The sequence below is a fragment of the Thioclava sp. NS-SX20 genome (assembly GCF_057380695.1).
In genome coordinates, this window is sequence record NZ_CM170816.1 from 1,079,157 (window position 1) to 1,091,125 (window position 11,969).

Here is an 11,969-nt window from a genome sequence, read left to right on the forward strand (position 1 = left end):
CCGGGAAATCCCGGCCTTTTTTATTTCGCTCCCTTTTCGGCCTCGCGCACTTTTGCGGCCAGATCACGGGCAATCGCGAAGCTGCCCTTGATCTTCTCGGCGTCATTGGACCAGTCGCGACGGATGATCAGCTTGTTGTCGCGCAGCTTCGCCAGATCACGTTCTGTGGTAAGATAATCCACCAACCCCGCGGGATTGGGGAATTTATCATTGTGGAACTGGAGTGTGACCCCTTTCGGCCCCGCATCCAGCTTGCCGATATGGGCCCGCTTGCACATGCCCTTGATGCGGATCACCAGTAGCAGCGTGTTGACTTCCTTCGGCAGCGGGCCAAAACGGTCAATCAGCTCGGCGGCAAAGCCCTCCATTTCGACCTTGGTGGTGATCTGGCTCAGACGGCGATACAGCCCCAACCGCACATCCAGATCGGGGATATAGTTTTCCGGAATGGTGACAGGCACACCCAGATTGATCGTGGGCGACCATTCGCCATCGGCTACATCTTCCCCCAGCTCGCCCGATTTCAGCTTCGAAATCGTTTCTTCCAGCATGGACTGGTATAGCTCGTAGCCGACTTCCTTGATATGCCCCGATTGCTCTTCACCCAAAATGTTACCTGCGCCGCGCAAGTCCAAGTCTTGGCTAGCTAAATTAAACCCTGCCCCAAGGCTGTCCAGCGATCCGAGAAGCCGCAGCCGCTTTGTGGCCTGCGGGGTCAGCGGCATCCGCGGCTTGGTTGTCAGATAGCAGTAGGCCCGCATCTTCGAGCGCCCGACCCGCCCGCGGATCTGGTAGAGCTGGCTGAGGCCGAACATATCGGCGCGGTGGATCACCATCGTATTGGCGGTCGGAATATCCAGCCCCGATTCCACGATGGTCGTGGCCAGAAGCACGTCATATTTGCCATCATAAAACGCGTTCATCCGCTCATCCAACTCGCCCGCCGCCATCTGCCCATGCGCGGTGATAAAGGTGACTTCGGGCACCTCATTGCGCAGGAACTCCTCGATTTCAGCCAGATCGGTGATGCGTGGCACGACGTAAAAGCTTTGCCCGCCACGGAAACGTTCGCGCAAAAGCGCCTCGCGGATGGTCACCGTGTCGAATTCCGAGACATAGGTGCGAATGGCCAGACGGTCGACAGGCGGTGTGCCGATCACGGATAGATCCCTGACTCCGGTCAGGGAAAGTTGCAGCGTCCGTGGAATGGGGGTCGCGGTGAGTGTCAGCACATGGATATCCGAGCGCATCTCTTTCAGACGCTCTTTATGCTGGACGCCAAAATGTTGTTCTTCATCAATGACGAGCAGGCCAAGGTTCATAAACCGAACCGCTTTGGCCAGCACCGCATGGGTGCCGATCACGATATCGACGCTGCCATCTGCCAAGCCCGCGCGGGTTGCCGCGGCCTCTTTTGCGGTCACGAAGCGCGACAAGGGGCGGACATTGATCGCGGTATTCCGGAAACGTTCGGCAAAGGTTTTGTAATGCTGGCGCGCGAGCAGCGTGGTGGGTGCGATTACCGCAACCTGTACCCCAGCACTGGCGGCGACAAAGGCTGCGCGCATGGCAACCTCGGTCTTGCCAAAACCGACATCGCCGACCACCAGCCTGTCCATCGGTGTGCCCGATCTCAGATCCTCCACCACATCCTCGATCGCCGCAAGCTGGTCATCGGTCTCGCTATAGGGGAAACGCGCGGCGAAGGCCTCCCATTCGTGATGCGGAACCTCCAGAACCGAGGCCTTGCGCAGGTAACGCTCGGCGGCAATGCGCATCAGCTTGTCGGCGATCTCGCGGATACGCTCTTTCAGGCGGGCTTTCTTGGCCTGCCATGCCCCACCGCCCAGTTTGTCAAGAAGTCCGTCTTCATGCCCGAAACGGCTGAGCAATTCGATATTGACGACCGGCAGAAACAGCCTGTCGCCGCCCGCATATTCCAGCAAGATGCAATCCAGCGGCGCCCCAAGCGCCGAAACGGTTTCCAGCCCCTTATAGCGCCCGACCCCATGATCGACATGCACGACCAGATCACCTTGAGACAACGACTGAGCTTCGGTCAGGAAGTTATCCGCTTTACGTTTCTTTTTCGGTTTGCGGATGAGCCGGTCTCCCAGCACGTCCTGTTCCGAAATCACGGTCAGCGCCGGATCATCCCCCTTGGGCGGTGCTTCGAACCCCTGATCAAGCGTCCAGACCGTCAGGTTGACCCCCGGCCCGATCTGGCGCGCATCCGAAATCAGCCGCGCGATATGTAGCCCTTCATCTTCCATCAGCCCCTTGAGCCGCTCGCGCGCGCCGTCCGACCAGGAGGCGATCACTACGGGCCCCTGTTTGAGCCGTGTCTGAACATGGTCACGTAACGCACCGAAAAGACTGACGTCTTCCATCTGTCGTTCGGGGGCAAAACTGCGCCCGATCCGCGCCTCGGCATCCAGAATCCCTGGTCCCGGCGGTGCAGAGAGCACTTGCAGGGCAAGCACACGGCGCGGCTTCAGGATGCTGTCCCACGCCGCTTCATCAAGATAGAGAAGTTGCGGTGCGGCGGGTTTGTAGACGCTATCCACCCTGTCGCGCCGTGTCATCGCCTCGCGACGGGTGTCATACTGGTCGGAAATCTGTTCCCAACGCGCCTCGCGCAAGACCGGAATTTGATCGTCCAGCAAGATGGAGGCCTCTGGAATATAGTCAAAAATCGTTTCCATCCGGTCATGGAAAAACCCCAGCCAATGTTCCATGCCCGCATGTTTGCGACCGGCGGAGACGGCCTCGTAGAGTGGATCTTCGGCACCACCCGCACCGAATTCCACGCGATAATTCTGTCGGAAACGGGCGATCGAGGCTTCGTCGAGGATGACCTCGGAGACAGGTGCCAGTTCGATCCGAGTGAGCTTTTCCGTCGTGCGCTGGGTTGCCGGATCAAACCGGCGCACCCCGTCAAGCACATCGCCCCACAGATCGAGACGCACGGGACCGCTTTCTCCGGGGGGATAGATGTCTATGATACCGCCACGCAGGGCAAATTCGCCCGCTTCCGACACCGTGGGCACAGGCGAAAATCCCATGCGTGTCAGGAAACCGCGCAGCGCCTCATCCTTAAGGTGCCCACCAACCTTGGCCACAAACGAATTGTCTGCAAGTACCTGACGCGCAGGTATTTTTTGCATTGCCGCCGAAAGCGTCGTCAGCAGGACAAAGGGTCCGGGCACCCCCGATTGAAGGGCTGCCAGGGTCGCCATGCGGGCTGCCGAGATTTCGGGATTTGGCGAGACGCGGTCATATGGCAGGCAGTCCCATGCCGGAAAACTGAGCACCGTCACCTGAGGGGCAAAAAATCCCAGCGCCAGACGCATCGCCTCAAGCCGCCTGTCGTCGCGGGCGATATGGATCACGCTTTGACCACGCTCCAGCTCGCGGACCAGAAGTTTCGCGTCATACCCTTCGGGTGCGCCGGAAAGAACGAAATGCGTCATCGCTTGGGGCCTTTGTCTATGCGCGTCTCGGGCGCGGTCCGCAGGGTTAGATAGGTGCCGCGCCTACCAAAGTCGAATGGTCTGTGACAGCAGATTGCTCAGCATCCCCCAGAGTGCAGTGACAAAGATCACGGACATTCCAAGAAGTTGCACCCGAAATCTCGCACCATGTACAAAGTTGGCAATCGCCTCGGCCTGCCCGTTCTCGCTCAGGCTCAACAAGAGCTTTGCGTTGTAAAGGGTCATGATTGTTACAAAACTGAGAGGCACGCCCAAAAGAAAGGCGGCCTGTGCCAGTTCGGCGCCATAGCCAAACCCGGTGACCAGAAGGAAGCTTGTCAGGAAAAACCACCCCGCCGTCAGCGCCGCCTTGGCCTGACTGAAACGGATCAGGCGGCGCGCGCTCAGCCCAGCGGCCAGAACCAGATCGTCCGCCGTCTCGGCATTGCGCCGGTACTGGGTGACCAGATCATAGGGGATGCCCATCGCGAAATGGGCGGCAAAAGACCAGCAGACCGCCAGCATGATCCAGTACCAGAGGCTGGAAAAGGAGTGCATGTCGATCAGGGCGAATATGGTGTTGGTGAAGTCCACTCTTTATCTTCTTTTGGCTTGATCGCGTGGATGTGTTCTTTTTCTAGCCGATTCAAAGGCTAGAGGGAAGCATCCCCGCGGTCAAAAGGCTTGAGTTTCTGGCCGCTGCGTGGCACCCCGTTTGTAATAACGGAGACATAGAATGACACCGCTTTTTCCTGCTTTTCCTCATAACCGTATGCGGCGTTTGCGCCGGACGGCGGCTTTGCGCGATCTGGTGCAAGAAAACCGTCTGAGCGTGAAAGACCTCATCTGGCCGATTTTCATCACCGATGTCGCGGGGGCCGATGTCGAGGTGCCTTCGATGCCCGGTGTGTTCCGCAAGACGATCGAGGGCGCGGTGCGTGCGGCGGAAGAAGCGGCAGAGCTTGGTATTCCGGCGCTATGTCTGTTCCCTTATACCGATCCGGCGGTCAAGACGGAGCTGTGCGAAGAGGCGTGGAACCCCGAAAACATTACCAATCGGGTGATCCGCGAAATCAAGAAACATGTGCCGGAAATCGCGATTATGACCGATATCGCGCTGGATCCCTATAATTCGCTCGGCCATGACGGTCTGGTGAAGGATGGCGTGATCCTGAATGACGAAACGGTTGAGGCGCTTGTGAAAATGGCTTTGGCTCAGGCCGAGGCCGGTGCCGATATTCTGGGACCTTCCGATATGATGGACGGGCGCATCGCGGCAATGCGCAAGGCGATCGAGGATGCGGGCTACGGGCGCGATGTCTCGATTTTGAGCTACTCGGCCAAATTCGCCAGTGTCTATTACAGTCCTTTCCGTGATGCGGTCGGTGCGTCGGGCGCCCTGAAGGGCGACAAGAAGACCTATCAGATGAATCCGGGCAATTCCGACGAGGCGCTGCGTCTGGTGGCGCGCGATCTGGCCGAGGGGGCGGATATGGTGATGGTCAAACCGGGCCAGCCCTATCTGGATGTCTGCCGCCGCGTGAAAGACGAGTTTGGCGTGCCGACCTTCGCCTATCAGGTCTCGGGGGAATATGCGATGGCGATGGCCGCGATCCGCAATGGCTGGCTGGATCATGACAAGGTGATGCTGGAAAGCCTTCTGGGGTTCAAACGGGCCGGTTGTGACGGGGTGCTGACCTATTTCGCCCCCGCCGCCGCGCGGGCTTTGGCCAACGGGGCCTGATCAAGGCTTGGCCCGAGGCCGACAGCCCCTTACAGGAAGTGACAGGCCCGATTTTTCGGGCTAGTCTTTCAAACAAAGGGGTGCGCCCCACCTAGGCGGGCGGTCAAGCCCGATGTGAAATCGAGCGAGAGGCAGTGAGATGATTTCCAGACGTAACCTTCTGGCTATGGGCGGCGCCGCATGCGGTCTTGCAGCCTGTGGCAACGGGATCGGGTCCAATGGCGGGCCGCAGATCGATGCGCGGGTCGACGCGACGCGTGATTATTTGCTGAACCGCTATCCGGGGACGCAGGAATTGATGGGCAAAGCGGTCGGTGTTCTCTACATGCCGCTGGTGACCGAGGCGGGCTTCGGCATTGGCGGCTCTTACGGGCGCGGTGCGCTGCGGATCAATGGCGCCACGGTTGATTATTACGCCGTGACCTCGGCGTCTTTCGGGTTCCAGATCGGGGCGCAGCAATATGCGCATGCGCTGTTCTTCATGACCCCCGAAGCCTTGTCGGGGTTCCGCCGTGCGGATGGCTGGCAGATTGGCGCGGATGCCAAATATGCGCTGCCCGATCGGGGCGGCTCGCTTGGCACCGACACCACCACCTCGCGCGCGCCGGTCATTGCGCTGGTCTTCGGTCAGGCCGGTCTGATTGCGGGGGCGTCGCTTGCGGGCAGCAAATACACCCGCATTATTCCGTAATAAATACCGGCATAACAAAGACAAAGCACGCGAACTTCGCGTGCTTTCTTATGTCTGGTCTTTGGCCTGTGCCTCAGCTGCCCAGAATGACCTTCACATAATTCATCGTTTCCTGATACGGCGGAATACCGTTATATTTGGCAACAGCTTCCGGACCCGCATTATAGGCGGCAAGCGCATGGCGCCAATTCCCGAAGCGGTCATACATCATGCGCAGATATCGCGCCCCGCCATCAAGATTCTCTTCCGGATTGGAAATATCGACATTTAGTTTGGCCGCCGTGGCGGGCATCAACTGGGCCAGTCCGCGCGCGCCTGCATGCGAGACCGCCTGCGGATTCCAACCGCTTTCCTGCTGGATCAGACGCAGGAACAGATCCGGCGGAACGCCGTGTTTCTGGGCCGCAGCACGCGCAATGGGCATGTATTTCCCGCGATATTTTCCGGTATAGCTGGGAATGACCGCCGCCGTGATGGTCTTGCCATCGGGCCGCAGGCGCGAGCTGTGTTCATATTGTCCGGCAGCACGGGAATCCAGAAGCTGGGTCTGGTTGCGGAAAAGCTGGGTACGGTTCGAGCTGGAGGCGCCTGAAAGGCGCAGACCTTCTGCAATCGCAGGGCTGCTGGCCACCGAGATGGCACAAGTGATCAAAGCAAGGAGCGTCCCCGCAGCCTTTATCCGCATCATCCTCTGTCCCCAGCTTTTTTGGTTGCGGCTGAATATACCCAAAAACGTCGTGTTGAAAACCCTTTGAATCTGCCGTCGGGGCAAGCGTGTGGGTGCGCGGATTTGGCGGGGTGACCCGCCATGCAGGCGCATTCGTGCTTTGCATGCCGTGCCGGTCTGGTATACCCGGCGCAATCACTTGAATCGCGGCATGCGTCGCATGTCAGCCAGCCAGCGGAGGTTTTTTGATGGCAGGATCGGTCAATAAGGTCATTATCGTGGGTAACCTCGGCCGTGATCCGGAAGTTCGCAGTTTTTCGAATGGTGGCAAGGTCTGCAACCTGCGGATCGCGACCTCGGAAAACTGGCGTGACCGTAATAGTGGCGAGCGCAAGGAACGCACCGAGTGGCATTCGGTCGCGATTTTCAGCGAGCCTCTTGCGAAAATCGCGGAACAATATCTGCGTAAAGGGTCGAAGGTCTATATCGAAGGCCAGCTTGAAACCCGTAAATGGCAGGATCAATCCGGTCAGGACCGTTACACGACCGAAGTCGTGCTGCGCCCCTATCGCGGCGAACTGACTTTGCTGGACGGGCGCAATGACGGCGGCCAAGGTGGCGGCGGTTACGGTGGAGGTCAGGGTGGCGGCTATGGCGGCCCCTCTTCGGGCGGCTATGATGACGGCCCGTCCTCGGGCGGCTATGGCGGCCCGTCGCAGGGTGGCGGCAGCAGCCGTCCCGATTTTGACGACGAAATTCCGTTCTGACGGTCATACCTCCATATCGCACGTTTTGAGATGAAACATCCCTTACCATCTAAGTGGTAAGGGATGTTTTTGGAACGGGTGCGGGATGCGACAGTGGCGAAGGCTGTCCGGATGGCGCAGCCGTCTTATGACCGCGGAGACGTAATTGCGGCTCGGGCTTGTGCCGGGGGCAACCGGATGGACCATGCGGTTGCCCGTTGTCTTGCAAGGGGTGTCAGCGCAGGATGAAATCGACGGCTTCGGGCATCTGCGGCAGATCCGTCTCGCCCAAGGCGCGTTTCAGCGAGATTTCGATGGCGGTCGCAAAAGCTGTCAGCGGCAATGCGTTGACGCGGTCCGAGAAAGGCTGTTCCAGCTCTTCGGCCAGCGCATCAAGTCCGAAGAACGCATAGGCCACAAGCCCCGCCACCAAGGGGGCCACCGCCCCGAGCGTGTCGACAAAGCCGAAAGGCAGGATGACACAATAGATATAGGCGGTGCGGTGGAGCAAAAGCGAATAGGCAAAGGGCACCGGCGTATTGGCCAGCCGTTCGCAGGCAAGAAGCGATTGCGACAGGCGGGTCAGGCTTTCATGCAGTACAAGCGCCTCGACATGGGTCAGCTTGCCCTCGCGTTCGGCCTGCCCCACGATCCGCGCGGCCTGCGCCAGAGCCTCGTCGCTCTGCCAGTTCTGGCTGCGTCCGCGCAACTGCGTCTCTACCAGATGCGCAAAGCGGATCAGGCTGTGAAGAAGGGCGCTCCGTTCGGGCAGGTCTTCCAGCATGGTGGTCTGGCGGATCACATCGCGTGAGGACTGGATCAGCACGCCCCAATGTTTGCGTGCCTCCCACCAGCGATCATAACAGGCGCCGTTACGGAAGCTGAGAAAGATCGACAGCGCAATCCCGATCAGTGCGAAGGGCGAGGGATCAAGGCCCTTGATATAATCGGGGAAATGATCATGCCCCAGAACGACGGCAATCCCGATGCCGAATACCACCAGAATCTGGGGCCAGATGATCTGGACGACCGAGCCTTGCAGGATAAAGAACAGCCCCAGAATTGTGGGGCGTTTGCGGATGATCACGATGATCCCCTTTTGGCTGAAGAAAGCGACTCTCACCGCTGGCGATGAACGCTAGCATGCTTCGCCTACGCAGATGAAGATCTCCCCACAAGCGCCATGATGCAGGCAACGTAAGGGCAAATTGTCTCAGGTGACAGGCTGGGCCATCGCCCGCCATCGCCGGAGATGTTCGGGGGTCACCATTTTGCGTGCGAGCACAGGGGCGATCTGCGGCCCGTAGAGGCTTTGCACGGGCCAGTTGCCCAGTAGCGCGGGCGCAAGCTGCGGACAGGTGCGCAGCAACGAGATCTGGTCCTGCCGCGACAGCGCCTGAAACCCCACAGGGCCGGGCCAGAAGCTTTCGACCCAGAGACCGTTGATCCGAACGGCGGAATGCGTTTCGAGCAGCAGGTGGATATAGCTGATCTGGCGTTTGCCGCGCATGATCCTTGCCCCCTGCCAGCCGCAATCGGCCAGATGTCTGGCACGGATAAGACGCGGACCGGTCTCGGTCCTGAGCCAAACGCAATGCTGGCCCGACAGCACGATCCTTTCATGCGCCCCCAGTGATCCGGCCCGAATCTCTATCGGCAGCAGACGGGGGGTCTTCAGGTCTTGCTCCCCGAGATCGCGACGCCCGACCCAGAGCACGCGCGCGGCTTTGTCCTGCGTCTGCACGAAATCGCCCGCGCGCAGGGTCTCGATGGCACGCGGCCCTTCGGGGGTGGCAATCTGCATCCCCGCCGCGATACAGGGAATACCGATGGAATAGAGCTGCGGCGCGGTGGATAGCAGGCTCGGGTCCACATTCTGCAATGTGAGCGTCTCGCCATTTGGGAAGGACAGAACCGAGCCGCCTGCTCCGTCCGAGCTGATCACCACATCCCATGCATTCACCGGATCGCCATTGGTATCGGTGAGTGCGGACACGTCGAGCTGGTCGACCGTATGCCCGTCGCCGCTATCGGTCATGTCGAAATCGGTGACGATGTCAGAGCCGAAATCATCGGCCAGACCCAGCGTATCCGCACCGTCGCCTGTCGTGATCAGGTCGTCGCCGGTGCCACCATAAATAAGATTGGCCCCCTGACCGGCAAGGATTGTGTCATTGCCCTCACCGCCATCCAGCGTGTCCTGTCCGGTGGTGGTCGAGCCGACGAGGGAATCGTTGCCCGCGCCGCCCGACAGGGAATTGGCACCGGTTCCGGCGATCAGCGTGTCGTTGCCATCGCCCCCGTCAAGCGTCGTATTGCCGGCACCGCCATGAAGGTAATCATCGCCCGCCTCGCCATAAACGACATCATTGCCGTGATCGGTATAGATGATGTCATCGCCAGCACCGGCATAGACGGTATCATCCCCCGTGCCTGTATTGATTGTGTCCGCATAGGCGCTGCCATCGATCTTGTCGGCCCCTGCGCCCGCATCGATATTGACGCCACTGCCGGCCAGACCGGCATCGAACTGGTCATCATAGCTGGTACCGTCGATTTTCTCGACATCCCAGAAATAGGTCAGAGTGCTGCCGCCATCATAGCTGATGGTGCCGACACCATTGGGGTCGGAGGTCCAGCTGACCTCTGCGGCCCCGCCCGAGAGCGAGACCGTATCGAAATCCGCCCCGCCATAGATGCTGCTCGCCCCGTCGGTTGCGCGCAGATCGAACAGGTCGTCTCCGGCATCGCCATAAAGCTGGTTCTGGCCGGTGCCGCCCCAAAGCGTGTCATTGCCCGCGCCGCCGCGCAGGGTGTCATTTCCGGCCCCGCCATCCACATAGTCATTGCCCGCACCGGCATCGATGCTGTCATTGCCATCGCCACCAAAGAGCGTGTCGTCCCCCGCACCCGCCTGAACGGTATCGTCCCCCGCCTCCATATTGGCGTAAAAGCCCGACCCATCGAGGGCACCGTCCAGCGAATCCGCATAATTCGAGCCGACATAGCCTTCGATATTGTCATAGGTCAGGCTGCTGGTGCCATCGGTGGCGGAGCCATCCTCGAAATCGCTGGAGGTGATGGTGACCCCATGCCCCAGACTGTAGAAATTGAGGATGTCATTATCCGAACCGGTGGTGGTCGTGCCGCCGCCCAGCACCGTGTCGATGCCCCAGCCATCGCTGAAGAAGAAGACATCGGCATCGGCCCCGCCATCAAGGGAATCATTGCCGCTGCCACCCGTGATCGCATCCGCGCCGTCGCCGCCGTAGATGGTGTCGTTGCCTTCATCCCCGAGCAGCGTATCATTGCCCGCATCGCCATAAAGCAGATCATTGCCCGTTCCGCCGCTGATGAAGTCATTGCCATCGCCGCCGTAGAGGGTGTCATTGTCTCCTTCGCCGTAGATCACATCATTGCCGGTCCCCCCGAGGACCGAATCCGCACCGGCATTGGCCCAGATGGTGTCGTTGCCCGCACCGCCATCGATCGTATCGTTATAGGCCCAGTTATTGGTTCCGCTGATGTCGTCGATGATATCGTCGCCATCGCCGCCTCTGACACTGTCGCCATCAAGCGAGCTGGCCCCGCCTTGGCCGTAATAGATGGTGTCATTGCCCGCGCCGCCGTCAATCGTATCGGCACCAGCATTGGAGGTGATGGAATCATCTCCGGTGCCACCCGCGAGCGAGTCGCCATTGGACGCGCCGATGATCGTGTTATTGCCGGTAGAGCTGTAGCTTGCCGAATGGATCGCCGAATAGTTGACGCCCGAGGTGTTGGTGGTTGACGAGGGCGACATAACGACGCCCGGCTGGATCTCGGAACTGGCGAGATAGCCGACGATCGTGTTGCCGATCTTGACGGTATAGAAGACCTGCGGATTGCCGCTAGGATCGGTATAGTTGAACGCATCCTCGATATAGGCGGTGCCCGAGGTAATCAACGTGCCGCTGGAATCGCGGATCTCCAGATGCTGGAAGTTGTCATTGCTGACGTTATCGGTGGCCGTATCGCCCGATAGCTGGCTGTCATCATCGGTGAAGGTATAGGTCAGCCCGTTGGTTGACGCCTCCCAGTCCGGCCGGAGCCGGTACCCCCCGCTGACAAGCTGGAAGTCGCTGGTGCTGTAACCAACAAAGGTATAGGTGGTCGACATACAAACTCACAGATGAAACACGTGGCCAGAGAGATGAGGCCATCCTGTCTCAAATGTTCGAATGTCTGGTTAATGCCATATATGGTTTTTTAAATAGAATCAGGATTTTGTCGCTTTGCGTCCGCAGAGCCGGGGGCAAAGCCCATCTCGCGATCCACCCATGCGATCACTATGGCGACAAGGCGTTGCTGCACCGCAGGCGTTAGCGCCTGTCCCTGCGGGATATGGTGCCACGTTTCCAGACAGCTACGGCAACAACAGGCGGTGGCATGTTGTGCAATAAACACCGGATGGCCCCGCATCGGGGTCTGTTTGCCGTCCTTATGCGGGTATGCAGGGGCCAGCCGCATAGCGATGAAATCCTGCGCATGGCGTATAATCACCGACCGGCCCTTTGCATCGCAATAGGCCCGCTCGCGCGGGCCCAGATGAAAGCGGGATCTGAATCTGGATCGGGACAGGCGCGCGAAAAGCTCTGCCTGTGCCATC

The 11,969-nt window shown here is 59.6% G+C and carries 9 protein-coding genes; 3 read left to right on the plus strand and 6 right to left on the minus strand.

All coding sequences use genetic code 11. The annotated features are described in order from the left end of the window. Positions 1-20: 20 nt before the first annotated feature. Together mfd and AC2ISB_RS05445 are read right to left on the minus strand one after the other, a co-directional pair. A complete protein-coding gene (gene mfd / locus AC2ISB_RS05440; protein ID WP_486576459.1) occupies positions 21-3,473 on the minus strand; it encodes a transcription-repair coupling factor in 3,453 nt (1,150 codons plus the stop codon). A gap of 63 nt (positions 3,474-3,536) precedes the next feature. Further along, positions 3,537-4,067 carry a component of SufBCD complex gene (locus tag AC2ISB_RS05445; protein ID WP_406720757.1) on the minus strand — a complete coding sequence of 177 codons (531 nt, stop codon included), beginning with the start codon at positions 4,065-4,067 and terminating at the stop codon, positions 3,537-3,539. A gap of 142 nt (positions 4,068-4,209) precedes the next feature. On the opposite strand from AC2ISB_RS05445, the gene hemB reads away from it, so the two are divergent. Together hemB and AC2ISB_RS05455 are read left to right on the plus strand one after the other, a co-directional pair. Next, positions 4,210-5,217 (plus strand): porphobilinogen synthase, encoded by a 1,008-nt coding sequence (gene hemB / locus AC2ISB_RS05450; RefSeq protein ID WP_339107299.1) that lies wholly within the window; start codon positions 4,210-4,212, stop codon positions 5,215-5,217. A 139-nt stretch (positions 5,218-5,356) separates the two neighbouring features. Continuing rightward, positions 5,357-5,908 carry a lipid-binding SYLF domain-containing protein gene (locus AC2ISB_RS05455; protein WP_339107300.1) on the plus strand — a complete coding sequence of 184 codons (552 nt, stop codon included), beginning with the start codon at positions 5,357-5,359 and terminating at the stop codon, positions 5,906-5,908. 73 nt (positions 5,909-5,981) lie between these two features. Here the strand turns inward: AC2ISB_RS05455 and AC2ISB_RS05460 are convergent, their stop codons facing one another. After that, complete coding sequence (locus AC2ISB_RS05460) at positions 5,982-6,593, minus strand: lytic transglycosylase domain-containing protein (RefSeq protein WP_406721659.1); 612 nt, start codon at positions 6,591-6,593, stop codon at positions 5,982-5,984. A gap of 230 nt (positions 6,594-6,823) precedes the next feature. On the opposite strand from AC2ISB_RS05460, the gene ssb reads away from it, so the two are divergent. Further along, positions 6,824-7,342: a single-stranded DNA-binding protein gene (gene ssb, locus AC2ISB_RS05465; protein WP_486576462.1), complete on the plus strand. Its 519-nt coding sequence runs from the start codon at positions 6,824-6,826 to the stop codon at positions 7,340-7,342. A gap of 214 nt (positions 7,343-7,556) precedes the next feature. On the opposite strand, the gene AC2ISB_RS05470 is transcribed toward ssb, so the two are convergent. The 3 genes from AC2ISB_RS05470 to AC2ISB_RS05480 all read right to left on the minus strand — a co-directional run bounded on the left by AC2ISB_RS05470 (position 7,557) and on the right by AC2ISB_RS05480 (position 11,968). Further along, a complete protein-coding gene (locus AC2ISB_RS05470; protein ID WP_406720760.1) occupies positions 7,557-8,408 on the minus strand; it encodes a bestrophin family protein in 852 nt (283 codons plus the stop codon). A gap of 126 nt (positions 8,409-8,534) precedes the next feature. Further along, on the minus strand, positions 8,535-11,480 hold the full coding sequence (locus AC2ISB_RS05475) for a Hint domain-containing protein (protein WP_486576464.1): 2,946 nt from the start codon (positions 11,478-11,480) through the stop codon (positions 8,535-8,537). Positions 11,481-11,569: 89 nt separating this feature from the next. After that, positions 11,570-11,968 carry a DUF4186 domain-containing protein gene (locus AC2ISB_RS05480; RefSeq protein WP_486576465.1) on the minus strand — a complete coding sequence of 133 codons (399 nt, stop codon included), beginning with the start codon at positions 11,966-11,968 and terminating at the stop codon, positions 11,570-11,572. Position 11,969: the final 1 nt, after the last annotated feature.

Coding starts and splice junctions, on each gene's coding strand:
- hemB (WP_339107299.1), top strand. CDS start 4,210: ATGACACCGCTTTTTCCTGCTTTTCCTCATAACCGTATGCGGCGTTTG.
- AC2ISB_RS05455 (WP_339107300.1), top strand. CDS start 5,357: ATGATTTCCAGACGTAACCTTCTGGCTATGGGCGGCGCCGCATGCGGT.
- AC2ISB_RS05475 (WP_486576464.1), bottom strand. CDS start 11,480: ATGTCGACCACCTATACCTTTGTTGGTTACAGCACCAGCGACTTCCAG.
- ssb (WP_486576462.1), top strand. CDS start 6,824: ATGGCAGGATCGGTCAATAAGGTCATTATCGTGGGTAACCTCGGCCGT.
- AC2ISB_RS05460 (WP_406721659.1), bottom strand. CDS start 6,593: ATGCGGATAAAGGCTGCGGGGACGCTCCTTGCTTTGATCACTTGTGCC.
- mfd (WP_486576459.1), bottom strand. CDS start 3,473: ATGACGCATTTCGTTCTTTCCGGCGCACCCGAAGGGTATGACGCGAAA.
- AC2ISB_RS05480 (WP_486576465.1), bottom strand. CDS start 11,968: ATGGCACAGGCAGAGCTTTTCGCGCGCCTGTCCCGATCCAGATTCAGA.